Origin of the sequence: Pseudomonas sp. FW300-N2F2 (assembly GCF_017351655.1) — a bacterium.
Lineage (GTDB): Bacteria > Pseudomonadota > Gammaproteobacteria > Pseudomonadales > Pseudomonadaceae > Aquipseudomonas > Aquipseudomonas fluorescens_AA.
Genome location: NZ_JACNDQ010000002.1, coordinates 883,601 through 902,918 on the forward strand (window position 1 = coordinate 883,601; position 19,318 = coordinate 902,918).

The window sequence follows — 19,318 nt, forward strand, 5'->3', positions numbered from 1 at the left end:
ATGAATGTGTTCGATGCCCTGATGCTTCCCAATGGTTCGACGCTCAAGAACCGAATCGCCAAGGCCGCCATGGAGGAAAACATGGCGGATGCCGAGCAGGCACCCTCCGAAGAACTGATGCGGCTCTACCAGGCCTGGGCTGACGGTGGGGCCGGCCTGATCATCACTGGCAATGTGATGGTCGATGGCCGCGCCATGACCGGTCCGGGCGGCGTGGTGCTGCAGGATGACCAGCAATTGGACAAGTTCAAACGCTGGGCGCGTATTGGTCGATCCGCAGGTGCTCAATTCTGGCTGCAGATCAATCACCCCGGTCGTCAGATGCAGGCAAACCTTGGGCAGAAGGCCTGGGCACCGTCAGCCATACCGCTGGAATTGGGCACATTGTCCAAGCATTTCGCCACGCCGCACGCGATGACTCAAGAGGTGATCGAAGAGGTTATCCAGCGCTTTGCGCGCACCGCACACCTGGGTGAACAGGCCGGTTTCAACGGCGTAGAAATCCATGCCGCCCATGGCTATCTGTTGAGCCAGTTTCTTTCGCCGCTGAGCAATCGCAGGACGGACCAGTGGGGCGGTTCCCTGGAGAATCGGGCGCGTCTGTTGCTTGAGATCGTCAAGGCGGTGAGGGCAGTGGTTTCTGCGGACTTTGCAGTGGCGGTCAAACTGAATTCTGCCGATTTCCAACGGGGAGGATTCACGGCCGACGACGCCAGGGAGGTGGTCGAACGGCTCAATGACCTGGGTGTGGACCTGGTGGAATTATCCGGCGGCAGCTACGAAGCACCCGCCATGCAGGGTGAGGCCCGCGATGGTCGAACCCTGGCGCGCGAGGCCTATTTCGTTGAGTTTGCCCGTGATATCCAGGCGGTCGCCAAGATGCCCGTCATGGTCACCGGTGGCATACGTCGACGTCCGGTGGCCGAAAGTGTCGTCCAGAGTGGGGTGGACATGGTGGGCATCGGAACGGCCTTGGCCATCGATCCGCACTTGCCTCGCGATTGGCTCCAAGGCAAGGACAATGCACCTCAGTTGCCACCGATCACTTGGAAGAACAAAGCCGTCGCGTCCTTGGCCAGCATGGCTGTCGTGAAATTCCAGCTGCGCAAGCTCAGTCGACAGGGAAAGACCGATCCTGATGTATCGCCGTTACGCGCGCTGATCTTGCAGCAGCTTGGCATGGCATGCCGCACTCGCCAGTACCGGCGCTGGATAGAAAAACGTTCAGCGTGACGCGACGCCGTGGCTGCTCAAGCCCCGGCCACGGCCTCGCGCACGAAGTCTTCATAGGTGCGTAGCGGGTGGATTCGTCAGGAACAGTCGAACCATCCCGGCTTCTGCAGATGCCTCTCTTGAGGCGCTCAAGACAAGTCGTGCAGATCCTTGCCAAGCGCTGGCCCAAGCGTCCAGTCCGAAAACAGCACTTTCAATCCACTTCGCTTGGGGCTGCAAGCCATCGGGCCGACCCGGTAATTCGGTGCGACAGGGAAGGGGCATAACCGCACCAACGGCCAGTGGTTGCCGTCGGACGAAACCTGCAGCCGAAGCACGCCGTCGGCCACCGTGGCGCGCATCCAGAAGTCGGTGGGGTCTGCGGTATAAGGGCTGGTCGCCCAGTCGGACTTTCCGTCGGTAAGAACGCTGCTGAGCATGGCGTGTCCGTCGCTCAGCTCGATACCTGCCTTGACCCATTGCCGCTCGTTGATCCGGACCATGATGCCGGCTTGGTCGTACAGCGCCTCGAAGGTGCCGCGGATACGGAATTGGCAGGTGAAGCGGGAGGGGGCTTCAAGGCCCAGGAAGTGACCGCTGTCGTGGGTGAAGCCGTAGTAGGTCTCGCGCCAGAAGTCCGTTTCTTTGTCTGTTAGCAGTTCCAGCGTGGTTTCTGTGGGCGTGTAGATCTTCGGTTCATTCAACCATGAGCCGTTGAGCAGTGCTAATTCCAAAGCAGACTCCTGTCGTAGTGCGGTTAGGACCGATCCCTCAACTATGTAACATTTTTCAGCCGTGCGCTGACAGGTGAGTTGATGAAAACCTGTGGCGAGGGAGCTTGCTCCCGCTGGCCGCGAAGCGGCCTTCTAACAAGCGCTGGGAGTTGACTGGATACACCGTGTTGGCAGGTTTCGGGACTGCTTCGCAGTCCAGCGGGAGCAAGCTCCCTCGCCACGGGGTTTGTGTTGGTCGGTGGGCCGAGTTGTCGGCTTTTAGGGCCGCTTCGCGCCCCAACGGGGATAAATCCCCTCGCCACAAGAAGGGTCAGCGGGATGCCGCTCAGCGCAGTCCGATGGCTTTTGTGGGGAGGGTATTGCGACTACCCTTCGAACTCCGTCTTCAACATCGTCAAAAACGCTTCCCTGGCAGGATGCCGGCCAGCGTTTTCATGCCAGTAGAACAGGTTATCGATGCCCGTCAGCTCAGGGAATTCATACCCTGTCCAGCCAGCCCCCTGACGGTATTGCTCGTAGATCCCCCGAGGCACCAGCGAGACGCCGGCACCGGCGCTGACGCAGCCGACGATGGCGCCATAGCTGGCGATGCTGATGATCGGTTGCACTTGGTCATGGCGCAGCAACCACTGCTCCAGGGCAAGGCGGTATGGACAGCCCGGGGGCCACATGAAGATGGCCTTGCCTTGCAGGTCTGCGGCGTTGCGCAAGGGGCCGTGGGATTCGGAGGCGATGAGCATCAGGTCTTCGCGGTACATCACCGCGCGCTTGAGTCCGGGCCGTTCCACGTCTACCGCCACGATCACACCGTCGAGCCGGTGGTGCTGGGTATCGTCCAGCAACTGCGCCCAAGTTCCCGTGCTCAGTTCCAGCGACACCTGAGGATACTGCGCGTGGTATTTGGCCAACAACTGCGGCAGGCGCCCGGTGGCGCTGGATTCGATGGCGCCTATGCGCAACGGTCCGCTTGGCGTGTGGTTGGGGTTTACTGCGCGGCGGGCTTCTTCCGTCAGGCTGAGGATTTTTGTCGCGTACCCCAGGAACACCTCGCCCGCCGGGCTGACCCGCAAGCCGCGACCTTCACGAAAAAACAACGGTGTACCCAACTCCCGCTCTAGGGATTTGAGCCGTGCCGTGATGTTGGACGGTACGCAGTGCAGCACTTCGGCGGCACGGGCGATGCTGCCGGTGTCGCAGACGGTCTTGAGCATGCGCAGTTGGGACAGTTCCATGACTCACCAGAAGTGAATGGTTGGCTGAGTTTAAGTCACTTGTATTGAGGATGGGTGGTTTTGATACTGCGGCGTAAATAGACCAGACGCTCAGTGCGCAGGAACTCTGAATGGAAACCCGATGTGTGCCGTTTGACGGCTTGAAGAATCCCGGCAGACCCCGCGTAAAAGTGATTCTGGCGACGCTGTTCGTGATTCTTTGCTGGGCCTATTCGCCGATTGGTATTCGCATCGGCTTGCAGGCTTACGAACCGGGTCAGCTGGCGTTGATGCGGTTTCTCATCGCTTCGGTGTTCATGGCCGTCGTCGCGATAGCAAATGGTATTTCCTGGCCACGTCTCGGGGATTTGCCGTTGCTGGCGGTATTGGGTTTCTTTGCCGTGAGTCTGCACCACATCGCTCTCAATTACGGTCAGCGGGGCGTCAGCGCAGGGGCGGCCAGCGTCCTGGCCCAGTCCACGCCTTTGTTCAGCACGTTGTTGGCGCATTTTGTCTTCAAGGACAGAGTCGGCGCTTGGCAATGGGGCTGTGTACTGTGCGGCTTGCTTGGCGCTGCCGTGGTCGTCACGGGGGATCGAGGCTTGGGTGATATGGACGCCCGTGGGCTATTGATCCTCCTGGCGGCGCTGTCCTGGAGTGTGTATTTCGCTTTGCAGAAGCACCATACCCATCGCTACGACGGCTTGACCCTGGTCTGCTACACCGTCTGGTCGGGCACGCTCCTGTTGTTCATTTTCGCGCCGGGCATGTTGAGCGCGGCGCGACAGGCTTCGGCTTCGGTGAACCTGGCGGTGTTGGTTCTCGGTATTTTTCCCAGCGCGCTGGCGTACCTTGCTTGGGCTTACGTGCTGGCCCACAGCAACGTGAGCCGCGCTTCCACGGCGCTTTACCTGATACCGCCCACGGCGATGTTGATGGCTGGTCTAATCCTGGCCGAACGCCCAGCGGCGATGGTGATGGTTGGGGCGGTTATCGTGTTGGCGAGTGTGCTTGCGTTGAATGTCGGGCCGGCGAGTGTGGCGAAAGCCGGCTGATTCTGTAGTAGATGCAGGCAATGATGTTCGATGCTGTCCTGTTTAGGGCTGCTGCGCAGCCCAGCGGGAGCAAGCTCCCTCGCCACGGTTGTGTTTCGAGCCAACAACTTTCGATCGCTCCCGTGCGTGGGAATGCCACCAGGGACAATCAACGCACCGCCACCTTATTTTTTAACCTGATAATCCTGGCCCCACACCCGCACGGTGTTGATTTTCTCGTTCAACCCTTCAAACACAAACTTCTGCCGCACGGCCGTCTTCGGCGGAATGGTGACTTCATCCGGGTTTTCAAACCCTGCGAGCTTGTTGGCGTAACCGGCCTGGTCGATGGCGAGCAAGGCGCCCGTCTGGCCGAGGTTGATCAGGCGCAGTTGCGTGTCGGTGCTGTTCTTGAAGCCGAGGGTGATGCTGAAGGTGTCGTCGACGGGCTCCAGCTTCAGGACTTCGATGGTGACGCGGTCTTTCAGTTGCTCATTGGAAGAAATGATCGCGGCGCCATCGGCGCCCTGGGCCGATTCGCGGCCATCGAGCACGCCTTCGCTGACGCCGCCCAACAGGTTCTTGCCTGCGGTAATGAAGCTTGAGACGGCTGCCTTGGTCGAGTCCTTGATGAGGCTGCCGTCGGTTGGCTCGCCTTCGGCGAAGCACAGCGAGCTGAGCAAAAGGCTGGAGACGAAGAGGGTGGAGCGTGACGGCAGAAGGTTCATACCTGAGTCCTTGAGGGGGGCAGCGACATCGCCCGTTAACAGGGCGAACGGCAATGATAGCCGTGATCATGGGCCGCTAGCGATCTGCTTCCTTGAGTTTTTCCGACATCTTCACCAGCGTTGCCAACGAGTCCGCATTCATCTTGCGCATCAACGACCCGCGGCGCACTTTCACGGTCACCTCGCTCAAGCCCAGTCGGGCGGCCACCTGCTTGTTCAACAGCCCTGACACGACCAGCTCCATCACCTCGCGCTCGCCGTCAGTCAACGCGTCATGCCGACGTTTCAGCGCGTCGACACTCGCCGCGGCCTTGCGCCGTTCCTGGTCGCGGTTCAGGCCCAGGGTGATTGCATCGAGCAGGTCCTGTTCGCGGAACGGCTTGGTCAGGAACTCCAGCGCCCCGGCTTTCATGGCTTTGACGGACATGGGAATGTCGCCATGGGCGGTGATGAACACCACCGGGACCTGGATATTCAAACGCGCCATTTCCTGCTGGAAATCCAGCCCGCTCAGACCCGGCATGCGCACGTCGAGGATCAGGCACGCCGGGACGTCCGGCCGTTCGGCGTCCATGAATTCACGGGCCGAGCCGAAGGCCATGCTGGCCAGGCCCACGGAGGCCAGCAGGTCTTGCAGTGAAGCCCGCACCGAAGGGTCGTCGTCGACGATGAAGACCCGCGAGTCGGCCTGGTCATGCATGTCAGTCTGGCTCATCGGATTCCCTTGTGACGGCGGGCAGGGTGAAGTGAAAGGTCGAACCTGAGGGCGAATGGCTGGTGGCCCAGAGCCGTCCGTCATGGGCCTCGATGATCGAGCGGCTGATGGCCAACCCCATCCCCATGCCGTCCTGCTTGGTGCTGTAGAAGGCGTCGAACACCCGTTCGCGGTCGCTGGCCGGCAAGCCATTGCCTTGGTCGGATACTGAAAAGAGCAGTTGCCCAGGCGACTCGAGCGTCACCTGAAACTGCAGAATCCGCTGGTCGACGTCAACCTGACGCATGGCGTCGAGCGCGTTCATCGCCAGGTTCAGGATCACTTGCTGGATCTGCACTTCGTCCGCCAGCATCGGCGGCAGTCCGTCCTGGACCTGCACCTGCACAGTGATGTTCTGCTCGTTCAGCTCGCCCGTCATCAGGCGCAACGCGGCATGGACCGTGTCGGCCACGTTCAGCCACTGCTTCGTCGGTGCTTGATGCCGGGCCATGCCGCGCAACCGAGCGATGATGTCGCTGGCCCGGTGGGTGTCGGCGATGATCCGCTCCACCGCCTGCCGGGCCTTGGGCAGATTGGGCGGCTCGGTCGCCATCCAGCGCAGGCAGGCACCGCCGCTGGTGGCCACGGCAGCCAGGGGCTGGTTGACTTCGTGGGCGATCGAGGCGGCGAGCTCGCCGAGCATGTTGATGCGGGCGATGTGCGCCAGGTGGGCACGGGTCTGGTGCACCGTGCGCACGGCGGCCGAGAGCCGCAGCGCCAGGTACGTGGTGCCGGCGATGGCCGCGAGGCTGATCAGCACGTTGATCAGCCCGGCCTCCGTGTCGCCAAAACGCGTCAGTCGATAGCTCAGGATCGTCAGGATCATGCAGAGGATCGCGACCCCTGCCACGGCACGTGCCGGCAGGATTCTCACCGCGATCAGCACCACCACGATCTGGAAGACCCCAACGGCGATTTCCAGGTCGGTGACCGTATCGATCGCCGCGATGCCGAGGGCCAACCCCAGCAGGAGCAGCAGGCGCAGGGTCAACTGGGTTCTTCTCATTGAATGTCCATCGCGCATTGCTCCAACGACCGATCCACGCAGTTTATACCGCAGCACCTCAGGATGGATTGTCCAGGCTGAACTGATCGGCCACTTCGTCATAGGCGAACAACTCGGCGTAGCGTCCCCATTGCGTGACACAGTCCAGCGTAATAGCGGCATCGTGCTCGGACATGAAATCTTCCAGTTGGTCACGGAAACGCCTGGCCGGTGCGGTGCGGGTGGGGCGGTCGTCCAGCACCCGACGCACATGCCCTACCAACGGCACATATTTAAGCAGGTGCCGGGCAAACAGGTGCTTGCGCTCATCCACCGCTGACTCGGCGTAGCGCAGCCCGGCCGGCAGGAGAGTGATGTGGCCGTCCTGCAGGTCGGCCAGGCGCAGGAGCTGCAACACCTCGGCGACCGGCAAAAGATCACTGGCGGTGTAGCGCAATGCGTCGGCGAGCTCGCGCAAATCCGCTTGGCCGGCAAACGGCTGATCCTGCACCGCTTCGATCAGCCCGGCCAGGGCATTGCTGGAAATCGACGGCAGGACCATGCCCACGCCGCTGCCTGCAAAGGTCTCCTGGCGTGCGGAGCCGATATTCGCGCCGCCGGTCATCTGCACGTAAATGTGTTCAACCAAGGCTTGGAACGCCGGGTCGGCGCGATTGCGCGGCTGGCTGAGGTCCACGGTGATCTCACTCATGACCCGCCCCGGGTTGGAGGAGAAAATCAGTATCCGGTCACACATCAGCACGGCTTCTTCGATGTTATGGGTGACCATCAGGATCGACCTGATCGGCATGCGCCCCTCACGCCACAACTCCAGCAGATCGGTGCGCAGCGTTTCGGCGGTCAATACGTCCAGGGCGGAAAACGGCTCGTCCATTAACAACACATCCGGATTGACCACCAATGCGCGGGCCAGGCCGACGCGCTGGCGCATGCCGCCCGACAGTTCCTTGGGGAAGGCGCTTTCGAAGCCGTCGAGGCCGATCATATCGATGGCGGCCAGCGCCCGCCGACGTCGCTCGGGCGCCGCCACGCCTAAGGCTTCGAGGCCGACCTCGACGTTCTGCAGCACCGTCAGCCAGGGGAACAGGGCGAAGCTCTGGAACACCATGCGCACCGAACTCGCCAGCCCTTGGGCATTGGGCGGAAAATCCACCACCCCCGTGGTGGGCGAAATCAGGCCGGCGATGGAGCGCAGCAAGGTCGATTTGCCGGAGCCCGAACGCCCCAGCAGGCCGACGATTTCGCCCTCGTCCAGGCGCATGCAGACATTGTCCAGGACCCGGCGCTCGGCACCGCCAGCCGTGCCGTAGACATGGCCGATTTGCTGCACATCCACCAGGCAGCGTTTGTCTATCACTTGCATGGGATTGCCCTCAATCAATTCGAAGCCGACGTTCGGCGAAACCGTACAGCGGGCGCCACAGCAACCGGTTGAAACCCACCACGAAAATCGACATGACCACGACGCCCAGCGCCACCCGATGCAGATCACCGGCCGTGGTGGCCTGGGCGATAAAGGCCCCCAAGCCGGACGCATACAGATGCTGGTCGCCCCAGGACACTGCCTCGGCGACGATGCTGGCGTTCCATGAGCCACCCGCTGCCGTGAGGGCGCCGGTGATGTAGTAAGGGAAGACGCCCGGCAGCGCGACCTGGCGCCACCACTGCCAGCCGCGCACGTGGAAGCTGCGCGACGCCTCGCGCAAATCCGTTGGCAGGGCGCTGGCACCGGCAATCACGTTGAACAGGATGTACCACTGGGTGCCCAGGATCATCAGCGGCGAGAGCCAGACATCGGGGTTGAGTTTCAGGGCGACGATGGCGATCACCGCAAACGGAAACAGCACGTTGGCGGGGAAGGCCGCCAGCAATTGCGCGACGGGTTGCAGGCGTTCGGCCCAGCGCGGGTTCAAGCCGATCCAGACGCCGATGGGCACCCACAATACGCTGGCCAGCACGATGAGCACGCTGACTCGTAACAGGGTGGCCAGGCCCAGGCCGAAGGTACTGGCGACGTCGTCCCAGCCCAGCGTGCTGCCAATGAAGCGCGACATGTGCAGGATGCCGGCGATGCAGGCCGCGGCAACCAGGACGAGCCAGGCCAGGTCGGCGGCGCGGCTGACGCGGGCGCTGGTCTTGAAGCGGATGGACGGCAGCCGAGGGATCTTTTCCAGAAACATCGACGCCTTGAGGCTGCCCAGCGCCAGCAGCACCAAGGGCACCAGGCGAGTCGAGCGCAGCAGGTCATAGACCCTGGACCGTGGGCGTTTCTGGGAGGCGGTCTGTTCAAAGCGGAATTTGTCCGCCCAGGCGACAATCGGCCGGAAGAACAGCAAGTCATAGGCAATGATCACCCCAACCATGGCCAGCACCGCCCAAGCGATCGCGGCGATATTTTGCTGCTCGATCGCCAGTGCCAGCCACGAGCCGATGCCCGGCAGGCTGACGGTGGTGTCGCCGACGGTAATGGCTTCGGACGCGACGACGAAAAACCAGCCGCCGGACATCGACATCATCATGTTCCACACCAGGCCTGGCGTGGCGAAGGGCAACTCCAGCCTGACGAAACGTTGCCATGGCGAAAACGAGAACTGTCGGCTGACGTCGTAGAGATCGTTGGGCACGGTTCTCAGCGATTGATAGAAACTGAAGGTCATGTTCCAGACTTGGCTGGTGAAGATGGCGAAGATGGCCGCGCACTCCACGCCGGTTTCCTTGCCCGGGAACAGTCCCATGAAGAACACAACGGTAAAAGTGAGAAAGCCCAGGACTGGCACGGATTGGAGAATATCCAACGCCGGCAGGATCACCATTGCCGCCTTGCGGCTTTTGGCTGCCAAGGTGGCAATGACCAGGGAAAAAACCAATGAAACAAACAAGGCGATGAACATGCGCAACGTGGTGCGCAAGGCATATTCCGGCAGGTGCACCAGGTCCAGGGACAGTGGCGAAGCGTCCAGCACGCCGAGGGGCTGGTTCATCTGACCCAGGCCTTGGAATACAAAGACAGCCAAGAGCACCAGGAGGCCCAATGACGCTATGTCGGCGCGCCAGGAATGGGCAGGGAGTTGTTCTCTGTTTTTGAAGGGCGTCAATGCAGGTGCAAGGAATGAAGGGCGCATGGATCACCTCTATTACGCTTTGAAAACCAGGGCTGCGACCACACTTGCGATCATTGGAAGTCATGAAGTTGAAGCGCACTTGAGCGGGGGGCGTTAAGTGCCCGGCAAGATTAAGTGTTGCCCGGGTCGATGACCACGCTGACTTGGGACATGAAAATATACGTTGGTATATCCGTTCCCTTTGGTGGGAGAACTAAGCGGTAGGGCTTTATCTTTTGTTGCTCACTAAAGTTGCGCGAGGAGGGTAGAAGGGCGTGCGTCTGATCCGTATTTTTCTGCGCCAGGTGCCTCTGTAATGAACCCGGGCCCGGCCCCAGAATAACCGCGCGGTTAGCCTAGTGAGCTGCCCGTGTACTGCAATTTTTTGGTCCAGGAGTACTCATGGCGAAGATGGCGATTTTTCTAGGTGGGTTTTTGGCACTGACTCTTTTGATCGGCGTGCTGGCGACGATTTCGCCCGTATAGGCACAAGCGGCTGAAGCATCTGTGGTTTTGATTGCACCTCGCCACAACTTCACTGTGGCTTTGATTGCCTTTGTGGCGAGGGAGCTTGCTCCCGCTGGGGCGCGAAGCGGCCCTAACGCTCGCACCTCGGTCTAGCATTTTGAGCATTTTGGGGCTGCCAGCGGGAGCAAGCTCCCTCGCCACAGGGCGGCTCCTGTTGCAATTTTTTGGTCCAGGCGTACTCATGACGAAGATGGCGATTTTTCTAGGCGGGTGATTGCACCTCGCCACAACTCCACTGTGGGAGCGAGCTTGCTCGCGATAGCGGTGGTTCAGCTTGCATCCGTGTTGAATGGGCCGCCGCCATCGCGAACAAGCTCGCTCCCACAGGTTTTGATTGCCTTTTTAATGCTGTTACCGATGCAAGATCACCTGCGCGATTTCCTGCAGCCCCATCACCCGTTGCGCAGCATTGAGTTTGATCGCTTCCTTGGGCATGCCGAAGACCACGCAGCTGGCTTCGTCCTGGGCCACGGTACTGGCGCCGGCGTCGAGCATTTCCTTCAGGCCGCGGGCGCCGTCGTCGCCCATGCCGGTCATGATGATGCCGGTGGCGTTGCGGCCGGCGAATTTGGCGACTGAGCGAAACAATACATCCACCGAAGGGCGGTGACGGTTGACCAGCGGGCCGTCCACCACTTGCACGTGATAGAACGCGCCGCTGCGGGTCACCATCATGTGTTTGCCGCCCGGGGCGATGAGCGCCAGGCCCGGGTGGATGCGGTCGTTGTTGCGGGCTTCGCGCACTTCGATCTGGCACAGGCTGTTGAGCCGAGCAGCGAACGAGGCGGTGAATTTTTCCGGCATGTGCTGGACGATGACGATGCCTGGGCAGACCCGCGGCAGGGCGGTGAGCACCGCTTCCAGAGCCTGGGTGCCGCCGGTGGAGGTGCCCAGGGCGACGATGCGTTCGGTGGTCTGCGCCATGGCATGGCCGTTGGCGGCGGGCAGCATGGCGTCGGCGTTGAGTTTGATCGCTGGCGCCAGCGCCGTCGGGGCGGGGCGTTTGCCGAGGTTGCGCACGTTGACCTGGGCGGCGGCACGGATCGCCGACACCAATTCGGGCGCCGATTCCAACAGAAAATTCTTCAGCCCTGTGGTGGGCTTGGTGATGATTTCCACCGCGCCCGCGGCCATCGCCTGCAACGTCGTTTCCGCGCCCCGGGGCGTCAGGGACGAACAGATCACCACCGGGGTGGGGCGTTCGCTCATGATTTTCTTCAGGAAGGTGATGCCGTCCATGCGCGGCATTTCCACGTCCAGCACGATCACGTCGGGCCATTCCTTGGCCAGTTTATCCATGGCGAAAATCGGGTCGGACGCCGCGCCCATGACGTGGATGTCCGGTGTCTCGCTGAGAATCGCCAATAACACCTGGCGAACCACGGCAGAATCATCCACCAGCAGTACATTGATCTTTTTTGACATGGTCAGTGCCGGGTCCTTATGGGTTGGTGCCTGACCCACACATCACCGCTGCGCAGGTCGAAGATGATGCTGCGGTGGCCGGTGCTGCCCATGTCCTGGGCGATCAGGTCGAGGCGATAGAGGGCGGCCATTTCCAGCGCGGCGTTGACGTTCAGTCGTGCCACATCGCCGTAAGGCACATGACGTTGCAGCTCGGGGAACATCTCCCCGCCGCCGAACAGCTTGAGTTGGTAGTCCTCGGGATCGGTGTGGTGCGCCCGGGCCTGACGGATGAACAGTTCGATGGCTTCGTCGGCGTAGAGGCCGTTCAGTGCGTTGGAGCAGCGCACTCGGCTGGGCAGCATGAAGTGGCACATGGCGCCGATCCTGCGTTCGGGGTGCCACAGCGTGATCGCCACGCAAGAGCCGAGAATCGTGCGCAGGCGGGTCGGGCAGGTGGCGAAGCGAAACTCCCCTGGTGCCAGGTACACCTCGGCCACTGCTCTGATGGCGGCGTTCATGGTTTGCGGTAAATCGAGGGCGCCACCAGTTTCAACGCGTCGGACACACCGTTGAGACTCTCCGAGTGGCTGACGATGAAATACCCGCCGGGCTTGAGCCGGGGGATCAAGCGGGCGACCACTTTGCTTTTGGTCGGTTGGTCGAAATAGATCATGACGTTGCGCAGGAAGATCACATCGAACTCCCCCAGCTCCGGCAAGGTGTCGTTGAGATTGACCTGGATGAAGTTGACCCGGTTGCGCAACGCCCGGTCGATGAGGAACGTGCCTTGCTGGCTGCCGGTGCCCTTGAGGCAATATTTCACCAGCAGCGGCTGGGGCAGGGTGCGGGCGCGTTCCATCGGATAATGCCCGGAGCGCGCCTTGGCCAGCACCTGGCTGCTGATGTCCGAACCGATCACTTCCCAGGGCGTGGTGCCCAGCCCTTCGGCCAGGGTCATGGCCAGGCTATAGGGTTCTTCCCCGGAAGAGCTGGCCGCGCTCCACAGGCGGAAGGTCTTGCCCGGCGTTGCGTGGGGCAGTACGTGTTGGCGCAGGAAATCGAAATGCTTGGGCTCGCGGAAAAAGTAGGTCTCGTTGGTCGTCAGCAGGTCCAGCGCCACTTGTAATTCATCGGTGCGCTGACCGTTCATGATCAGCTTGAAATACTCGCCGTAGCTGTCCAGCCCATAGTGCTTGAGGCGTTTGAACAGACGCCCGGCCACCAGGGCTTTCTTGGCCTCGGACAGGCTGATGCCGGCGGCCTGGTACAGCCAGGACTGGAACTGGCTGAATTCTCGGTCACTGAGCGCCAGCGCGTTCGCCGGGCGTTCCTTGCAGGTATCGGTGTTCACGGGGCATCCACTTCCAGCGCGTTCGGGCTGGCTTCGGCGAGTTGGGACATTTCGTCGATGGACAGCACGCGGTCCACCTCCAGCACGATGACGAACTTGCCATCGACCTTGGCCATGCCACTGATGAAATCGGCCCGGATCTTCGCGCCGAAGCTCGGTGGCGGCTCGATCTGCGAGGCCGGGATTTCCAGCACCGCCGACACCGTGTCCACCAGCAGGCCAATGTCCTGGGCCTGGCCGTCGGCGCTGGACGCCTCGATGATCACCACGCACGAGCGCCGGCTGATCGCCGAATTCGGCCGGCCGAAACGGGCCGACAGGTCGACGACCGGCACGACCGCGCCCCGCAGGTTGATCACCCCGCGCACGAAGGTCGGCATCATCGGTACCACGGTCAGGTTGCCGTATTCGATGATTTCCTTGATGCACAGGATGCCGATGGCAAACATCTCCGTGCCGAGCATAAACGTCAGGTATTGCGCTTCTTCCTCGACCGCGAGGGCGGTTTGACGTGTGGTCGCGATGGCGCCCATTGCTTTTTCTCCTTTAAGCAAGCCTGTGGAACCGGGCCATCAGAACCGGGTGAATTCCGATTCGTCCGGAGCGCTGGCCATGTTGTAGGCAAACGCCTTGGGCATGATCGGTGCCGGTGCCCGCGTCGGTTTGCGGCCGGAGGAGCCTGGGGTGTTGTCGACCCTGGCAACTTGCACAGCAGACTTGGGCGGTGTGTCCAGGGTGAAGAAGCTCATGGCCTGTTGCAGCTGTTCGGCCTGGCTGCTCATTTCCTCGGCGGTGGCGGCCAGCTCTTCGCTGCTGGAGGCGTTCTGTTGGGTCACCTGGTTGAGCTGGGTCATGGCGGTGTTGATCTGCGCCACACCGGCGGCCTGTTCTTCGGAGGCGGCGCTGATTTCCTGCACCAGGTCCGAGGTCTTGTTGATCGAGGGGACCATCTCGTTGAGCAGGTTCCCAGCCTTTTCCGCCATATCGACGCTGCTGGAGGACAGCTCGCCGATTTCCTGGGCGGCCACCTGGCTGCGCTCGGCCAGCTTGCGCACTTCGGCGGCAACCACGGCGAAGCCTTTGCCGTGTTCACCGGCGCGGGCTGCCTCGATGGCAGCGTTGAGCGCCAGCAGGTTGGTCTGGTAGGCGATGTCGTCGATGATGCTGATGCGCTGGGCGATTTTCTTCATCGCCACCACGGTCTGCTGCACCGATTCGCCGCCGTCGGTGGCTTCCTTGGCGGCTTTGCTGGCCATCCCATCGGTGACCTTGGCGTTCTCGGTGTTCTGGTTGATGCTGGCGCTCATCTGCTCGATGGACGCACTGGTTTCCTCGACACTGGCCGCCTGCTCGCTGGTGGCCTGGCTCATCGATTGCGCGGTGGCGCTGACTTCTTCGGAAGCACTGGCCAGGTTGTCCGCAGCGTTACGCACTTCGCCAATGATGTGCGAGAGCTTGCCGATCATGTTCTGCATGGCGTTGAGCACCATGCCGGTTTCGTCCTTGGAGCCGCCTTCGATTTTTGCGTTCAGGTTGCCTTCGGCCAATTGCTCGGCGACGGTCGCGGCCTGTTTCAAGGGGCGGGAGATGATGCGCGAGATGAACAGCGCCAGGCCCAGGCCCACCAGCAGGGCGGCAATCAGCGCGACGATGATCGACAGGCGCGATTTTTCAAACAGCGCTGCGCCACGCTCGCTGGCGGCGCCAGCGCCGACGTCATTGAGTTCCACCAGTTTTTGCAGGTCGTTGACCACTAGATCGAACTGACGCTTGGATTCGCCCTTGAGCAGTGCATGGGCTTGCTCGGTCAGGTTTTGCCGAGACAGCGCAAGCAGGTCCTTGCTGACGGCGAGGTAAGCGACCCAGTCATTGCGGGTGGTTTCGAACAGCTGGCGATCTTCCGCGCTGGAGAGCAGTTTTTCATAGGTCGCCATGCGGGTTTCAAACCCCTTTTTGGCTTCTTCCGCTTCTTGTTCGACGGTGAGGCGTTCCTGTTCGGAATCGGCGGTAATGTGGCGGTTTTCCTTGAGGCGGTAGTTTGCCCCGTAGAAACGCATGCCCGAGGCAGCACGCATGGATGGCATCCAGTTTTCCCGGATCTCGACGGTGGTGCTGTTCACCTCGCCCAGTTGGATGATCGCGAACACCCCCATGACGGCTGTCAGGGCCAGCACCACAAGAAATGAAGTGATCAGTTTGGTGGCGATTCTAAGATCGTAGAACCATTTCATTGGGAAGTACCTCTCCATGGAATTGCTAAAGCGTCAGCGAGCGTTGGCTTGTTGTAATTGAGTCGGGGTGTAGCGGTTTTCTTTCTGGGCGATCTCGGTGAGCAGCGCCGGTACGTCGAGAATCAACGCCACGGCGCCACTGCCCAGGATGGTCGAGCCGCTGATGCCGCGAAGGGCGCCAAACAGCTTGCCCAGCGGTTTGATCACGGTCTGGAATTCACCCAGCAAGTCATCCACCACCAGCCCGGCCTTGAGTTCGGCGTAGCGCACCACCACCACATTCTGCCGACGCGCGGCCGGGCCTTCGTGGCTGAAGTGATCGCGCAGGTAGACCAGGGGCAGCACCTCGCCGCGCAGGTCGAGGTAGCCTTGCTCGCGGCTGGCGAGCCCATCGTCTTCGCTCAGCTCGATGCATTCCTGGACCATGTCCAGCGGAATCACATAGGTCGACTGACCGATGCCCACCAGGAAGCCATTGATGATCGCCAGGGTCAGCGGCAGGCGGATGCGCACTACGGTGCCCTTGCCGGGCTGGCTGTCCAGGTCGACGGTGCCGCGCAGCAGGGTGATGTTGCGCTTGACCACGTCCATGCCCACGCCACGCCCCGAAAGGTTGGTCACGGCCTGGGCGGTGGAAAAGCCGGGTTCGAAAATCAGGTTGTAGATTTCCTGGTCGGTGGGGCTGGCACCTGGCTGCACCAGGCCGCGTTCCTGGGCTTTTTCCAGGATCCGGTCACGGTTCAGGCCGGCGCCGTCGTCGGCGATTTCCAGCACGATGCTGCCGGAGTCGTGATACGCGTTGAGGTGCAAGTGCCCCTTGACCGGTTTGCCGGCCGCCAGCCGGGCCTCGGCGGTTTCTATGCCGTGGTCCATGGCGTTGCGCAGCAGGTGCATGAGCGGGTCGCCGATTTTTTCCACCACGGTCTTGTCCAGCTCGGTCTCCGCGCCGCTGATGATCAGGTCGATGTCCTTGCCCAGTTCCTGGCTGACATCGCGCACCACCCGACGGAAGCGGTTGAAAGTTTCGCCAATGGGGATCATGCGCAGGCGCAGGGCGCCGTCGAGAATTTCTTCCACCAGCCCGGAGACCGACGAGGTGGCTTCCTGCAACGGGTCGTTGTGGCAGGTGCGGGCCAGCAGGCTGGCGCCGGCGCTGGCAATGACCAGTTCGCCCACCAGGTTGATCAACTCGTCGAGCTTGTCGGCGTTGACCCGTACGTAGGTGCCGTCCTTGGCCTTGCTGTCGCTGGTCACCGCTTGTTTGTCGGTGGCGATCTGGGCGGGCATGCGCGGCGTCTTGCGCTGGTCGGACAGCAACTCGCCGGTGGCGACCAACGCGGTGGTTTCTTCGGCTGGTTCCGGTGATGTGGTCACCAGGCCGGTGTTGGCCAGGGGCGCGATGTCTTCATCCTGGGCAACGATCTCGATCTCGCAGTCTTCCCGGACGAAATCGAACACTTCGTTGATCGCCCCGTGGCTGGCGGCCGAGCGAAACGCGATGTCGAAGCCCAGGTAGCAGGACTCGGCGTCCCAGGCATCGGCGGCGGGCAGGGCGTCGGTCAGGGTGGTGAGGTCGACGATTTCACCCAGGGTTTGCAGGTAGCGCAGGAACGACAGCGGGTCCATGCCATTGCGGAACACGTCCTGGCCGAAGCGCAGGGAAAGGTGCCAGAGGCGCGTTTCGCCGGGTTCGCGGGTTTCGGTTTCCTGCGCAGGCGTTGGGACCGTGGCCGGCGAGGGCGCCTGGTATTCCTGCAGGATCTGGCACAGCTCCACTTCCCGTTGCAGGGCCGGCGGCGGCAGCGCTCCGCCCTGGTTGGCGGCCACGTTGATCAGTTCCAGCATGTGGTCGCTGGACTTGAGCAACACCGCAATCAGGCCGGCGTCCACCTCGACGCTGCCGTTGCGCAGGCGGTCGAGCACGTCTTCGACGATGTGGGTGAAGCTGACGATCGGCTCCAGGCCGAACAGCCCGGCCGAACCCTTGATCGTGTGGGCCGCCCGGAAGATCGCACCGATGGCGTCATCGTCGCCGGGGTCGGTTTCCAGTTGCAGCAGCGACTCTTCCATCGCCTGCAACTGTTCCCGAGCCTCGACGATGAAGGTCTGTTGTGCCTGATCGAGATTGATGCTCACGCTCATTTCCTTTGTCGTGTCCGACGTCCTAGGCAACCAGGTTGCACAGGGCAAGTGTCTCCGTGACGGCCTGGCTTTGGCCGGTAAGTGTCAGTTGGGTCCCGGCCCGGGAGGCCTCGCGCTGCACCATCAGCAGCAGTTGCAGGCCAGCGCCGTCCATCTCGGTGATCTGCGACAGATCAAGGGCCATTCGTGGCGTTGCCCCCAGGTGCGGCAGCCACTGCGCGGCCAGCTCGGCCGCGGTGTAGATCGTCAGTTCACCGTCGATGTGCACCTGGGCGGTGTCATCCTGTGCTTCGTAGTGCAGCGGCATTGGAGCCTCCGACTATCAAGGAAGAATCAGCTTGGATACCGCCGCCAGCATCTGCGCCGGCTGGAACGGCTTGACCACCCAGGCCTTGGCCCCGGCGGCCTGGCCTTCCTGTTTCTTCGATTCCTGGGATTCGGTGGTGAGCATGATGATCGGCGTGAACTTGTAGCTGGCCAGCTTCTTGACCTCCTTGACGAAGGTGATGCCGTCCATGTTGGGCATGTTCACGTCACTGATGATCAGGTGCACTTTCTGGCCGTTGAGCTTGCCCAGCGCGTCCTTGCCGTCGCTGGCTTCGATCACGTCATAGCCGGCACTTTTCAACGCGATGCCGACCACCTGCCGAACGCTCGCGGAGTCGTCGACAACCAATACACTTTTAGCCATGAGCGGCTCTCCTAAAAGAAGGTAATTTCCTGTGAACTCTGTTGCGCGCTCGAGTCGCCGTGGTGATTGCGGCGTTGCTCGTCGGTGGCATAAGTGGTTTCCATGCGCGCCAGCCATTGGCGGGCATCGATGGAGACGGCCTGGTCGGGCGACTGACTGGCCTGCTGCAGATGCACATGCAGGTCCTCTATGTTGTCGCGCACGTGGCTGAGGATCTGGCTGACCCGATCCTGGAATTGCAGGCTGACCAGCACCTCGGTGAGTTCATCGCGGATGCCGAAGCTTTCCCGTTGCAGCATGTCGGCCGAGTCGGCCAGTCGGCCGGTGACACTCTTGAAGCGCTCCAGCACCTGCTGGATGCTTTGCTCGGAGGCACTGACCGAATGGCTGTCCTGGTCCGCGCCGCTGGAGGCGGCATGCACCAGTTGGGTGATGGCGGTGTTGATGATGTCGACCTTGGCCGACATCTGCTGGCCGGTCTCGCTGGACTTGCTCGAGAGGCTGCGCACGGCGTCGGCCACCACCGCAAACCCACGCCCGGCCTCGCCGGCACGGGCGGCTTCGATGGCGGCGTTGAGGGCCAGCAGGTTGGTCTGCGCGGCAATCGCCGCGACGTCGGCGGCCATGGTCCGCAGCTCGCCGGTATAGGCCGTCAGGTTGCGCACCTGGGCCAGGGTTTCGTCGCGGCTGGCCTGGGTGGCCTTCAGGGAGTCGATGACCTTGACCAGTTCACCTTCGCTTTGGGCCAGCACCTGCACGGCGCCGCCACCGCTGCTGCCGGCCAGTTCACCGGCGGCCAATTGCGAGGCTTGCACGGTGTCTTCCAGGCGTGACGAAATGCCAGTGAAGCGGCTGGTCAGTGAGACGATCGCGGTCTCGGTCTGCTGCCGGGAGCTTTCGACCTGCTTGGCCCAGATCGGCATGGCACCGAGGATGACGTCGTTGAGTTGTGCGTTGGTTCTATGGGCCAGGTGCTCGCTGCCTTGCAGGTCGTGGCGGGCCATGGCGGCGGCGAGGGCGCTGTCGAACTGCTGGCGTTGCGAACGCGCACCCCATACGCCAGCACCGACGCCCAAGACCACGATCGCCACACTCAAACCGATGTTTTGCCCACTCGTGCCATTGAGCGCCAGCACGCCAATGCTCGCGGCGATGGCCACCAGCACGGTGCTCCAGAGAATGCGTGGT

The 19,318-nt window shown here is 62.0% G+C and carries 17 protein-coding genes and 1 pseudogene; 2 read left to right on the forward strand and 16 right to left on the reverse strand.

All coding sequences use genetic code 11. The features are described 5' to 3' along the window. Window positions 1–1,233, forward strand: coding sequence for an NADH:flavin oxidoreductase/NADH oxidase family protein (locus J4E63_RS18660; protein ID WP_207282930.1), 1,233 nt, complete (start codon window positions 1–3; stop codon window positions 1,231–1,233). A gap of 128 nt (window positions 1,234–1,361) precedes the next feature. On the opposite strand, the gene J4E63_RS18665 is transcribed toward J4E63_RS18660, so the two are convergent. Together J4E63_RS18665 and J4E63_RS18670 are read right to left on the reverse strand one after the other, a co-directional pair. After that, window positions 1,362–1,946 (reverse strand): DUF1349 domain-containing protein, encoded by a 585-nt coding sequence (locus J4E63_RS18665; protein WP_259333948.1) that lies wholly within the window; start codon window positions 1,944–1,946, stop codon window positions 1,362–1,364. A 365-nt stretch (window positions 1,947–2,311) separates the two neighbouring features. After that, on the reverse strand, window positions 2,312–3,178 hold the full coding sequence (locus tag J4E63_RS18670; RefSeq protein ID WP_207282931.1) for a LysR family transcriptional regulator: 867 nt from the start codon (window positions 3,176–3,178) through the stop codon (window positions 2,312–2,314). Window positions 3,179–3,288: 110 nt separating this feature from the next. Here J4E63_RS18670 and J4E63_RS18675 point away from each other — a divergent pair, with 110 nt between their 5' ends. Further along, window positions 3,289–4,212, forward strand: a complete 924-nt coding sequence (locus J4E63_RS18675) for a DMT family transporter (protein ID WP_207282932.1) — start codon at window positions 3,289–3,291, stop codon at window positions 4,210–4,212. Between the two features lie 164 nt (window positions 4,213–4,376). Here the strand turns inward: J4E63_RS18675 and J4E63_RS18680 are convergent, their stop codons facing one another. From J4E63_RS18680 to J4E63_RS18745, 14 genes and pseudogenes are all read right to left on the reverse strand, one after another. Next, window positions 4,377–4,919: a hypothetical protein gene (locus J4E63_RS18680; protein WP_060741644.1), complete on the reverse strand. Its 543-nt coding sequence runs from the start codon at window positions 4,917–4,919 to the stop codon at window positions 4,377–4,379. Window positions 4,920–4,995: 76 nt separating this feature from the next. Continuing rightward, window positions 4,996–5,634, reverse strand: a complete 639-nt coding sequence (locus tag J4E63_RS18685; protein WP_207282933.1) for a response regulator transcription factor — start codon at window positions 5,632–5,634, stop codon at window positions 4,996–4,998. Further along, window positions 5,621–6,697 (reverse strand): sensor histidine kinase, encoded by a 1,077-nt coding sequence (locus J4E63_RS18690; protein WP_404943338.1) that lies wholly within the window; start codon window positions 6,695–6,697, stop codon window positions 5,621–5,623. The genes J4E63_RS18685 and J4E63_RS18690 overlap by 14 nt, the downstream gene beginning before the upstream one ends. Before the next feature lie 40 nt (window positions 6,698–6,737). After that, window positions 6,738–8,042 (reverse strand): AAA-associated domain-containing protein, encoded by a 1,305-nt coding sequence (locus J4E63_RS18695; protein WP_207282935.1) that lies wholly within the window; start codon window positions 8,040–8,042, stop codon window positions 6,738–6,740. 10 nt (window positions 8,043–8,052) lie between these two features. After that, window positions 8,053–9,801: an ABC transporter permease subunit gene (locus tag J4E63_RS18700; protein WP_207282936.1), complete on the reverse strand. Its 1,749-nt coding sequence runs from the start codon at window positions 9,799–9,801 to the stop codon at window positions 8,053–8,055. 858 nt (window positions 9,802–10,659) lie between these two features. Further along, window positions 10,660–11,733: a chemotaxis response regulator protein-glutamate methylesterase gene (locus J4E63_RS18705; RefSeq protein ID WP_060741648.1), complete on the reverse strand. Its 1,074-nt coding sequence runs from the start codon at window positions 11,731–11,733 to the stop codon at window positions 10,660–10,662. Between the two features lie 2 nt (window positions 11,734–11,735). Further along, entirely contained in the window at window positions 11,736–12,233 is a 498-nt protein-coding gene (gene cheD / locus J4E63_RS18710) for a chemoreceptor glutamine deamidase CheD (RefSeq protein ID WP_207282937.1), read from the reverse strand. Further along, entirely contained in the window at window positions 12,230–13,066 is an 837-nt protein-coding gene (locus J4E63_RS18715) for a protein-glutamate O-methyltransferase CheR (RefSeq protein ID WP_060741650.1), read from the reverse strand. Before J4E63_RS18715 ends, cheD begins: the two co-directional genes overlap by 4 nt. After that, window positions 13,063–13,599 (reverse strand): chemotaxis protein CheW, encoded by a 537-nt coding sequence (locus J4E63_RS18720; RefSeq protein ID WP_060741651.1) that lies wholly within the window; start codon window positions 13,597–13,599, stop codon window positions 13,063–13,065. The genes J4E63_RS18715 and J4E63_RS18720 overlap by 4 nt, the downstream gene beginning before the upstream one ends. A 39-nt stretch (window positions 13,600–13,638) precedes the next feature. After that, window positions 13,639–15,297 carry a methyl-accepting chemotaxis protein gene (locus J4E63_RS18725; protein WP_207282938.1) on the reverse strand — a complete coding sequence of 553 codons (1,659 nt, stop codon included), beginning with the start codon at window positions 15,295–15,297 and terminating at the stop codon, window positions 13,639–13,641. 33 nt (window positions 15,298–15,330) lie between these two features. After that, window positions 15,331–17,433 carry a chemotaxis protein CheA gene (locus tag J4E63_RS18730; protein ID WP_207282939.1) on the reverse strand — a complete coding sequence of 701 codons (2,103 nt, stop codon included), beginning with the start codon at window positions 17,431–17,433 and terminating at the stop codon, window positions 15,331–15,333. 28 nt (window positions 17,434–17,461) lie between these two features. Next, the gene (locus J4E63_RS18735; protein ID WP_060741653.1) at window positions 17,462–17,746 is read right to left on the reverse strand and encodes a lipid asymmetry maintenance protein MlaB; all 285 of its coding nucleotides are present in this window, start codon (window positions 17,744–17,746) and stop codon (window positions 17,462–17,464) included. A 15-nt stretch (window positions 17,747–17,761) separates the two neighbouring features. Continuing rightward, on the reverse strand, window positions 17,762–18,130 hold the full coding sequence (locus tag J4E63_RS18740) for a response regulator (protein ID WP_003203044.1): 369 nt from the start codon (window positions 18,128–18,130) through the stop codon (window positions 17,762–17,764). Window positions 18,131–18,141: 11 nt separating this feature from the next. Beyond that, a pseudogene (locus tag J4E63_RS18745) lies at window positions 18,142–19,086 on the reverse strand (methyl-accepting chemotaxis protein); the annotation flags it as partial. Window positions 19,087–19,318: the final 232 nt, after the last annotated feature.

Coding starts and splice junctions, on each gene's coding strand:
- J4E63_RS18740 (WP_003203044.1), bottom strand. CDS start 18,130: ATGGCTAAAAGTGTATTGGTTGTCGACGACTCCGCGAGCGTTCGGCAG.
- J4E63_RS18690 (WP_404943338.1), bottom strand. CDS start 6,697: ATGCGCGATGGACATTCAATGAGAAGAACCCAGTTGACCCTGCGCCTG.
- J4E63_RS18700 (WP_207282936.1), bottom strand. CDS start 9,801: ATGCGCCCTTCATTCCTTGCACCTGCATTGACGCCCTTCAAAAACAGA.
- J4E63_RS18695 (WP_207282935.1), bottom strand. CDS start 8,042: ATGCAAGTGATAGACAAACGCTGCCTGGTGGATGTGCAGCAAATCGGC.
- J4E63_RS18705 (WP_060741648.1), bottom strand. CDS start 11,733: ATGTCAAAAAAGATCAATGTACTGCTGGTGGATGATTCTGCCGTGGTT.
- J4E63_RS18685 (WP_207282933.1), bottom strand. CDS start 5,634: ATGAGCCAGACTGACATGCATGACCAGGCCGACTCGCGGGTCTTCATC.
- J4E63_RS18735 (WP_060741653.1), bottom strand. CDS start 17,746: ATGCCGCTGCACTACGAAGCACAGGATGACACCGCCCAGGTGCACATC.
- J4E63_RS18680 (WP_060741644.1), bottom strand. CDS start 4,919: ATGAACCTTCTGCCGTCACGCTCCACCCTCTTCGTCTCCAGCCTTTTG.
- J4E63_RS18660 (WP_207282930.1), top strand. CDS start 1: ATGAATGTGTTCGATGCCCTGATGCTTCCCAATGGTTCGACGCTCAAG.
- J4E63_RS18675 (WP_207282932.1), top strand. CDS start 3,289: ATGGAAACCCGATGTGTGCCGTTTGACGGCTTGAAGAATCCCGGCAGA.
- J4E63_RS18725 (WP_207282938.1), bottom strand. CDS start 15,297: ATGAAATGGTTCTACGATCTTAGAATCGCCACCAAACTGATCACTTCA.
- J4E63_RS18720 (WP_060741651.1), bottom strand. CDS start 13,599: ATGGGCGCCATCGCGACCACACGTCAAACCGCCCTCGCGGTCGAGGAA.
- cheD (WP_207282937.1), bottom strand. CDS start 12,233: ATGAACGCCGCCATCAGAGCAGTGGCCGAGGTGTACCTGGCACCAGGG.
- J4E63_RS18670 (WP_207282931.1), bottom strand. CDS start 3,178: ATGGAACTGTCCCAACTGCGCATGCTCAAGACCGTCTGCGACACCGGC.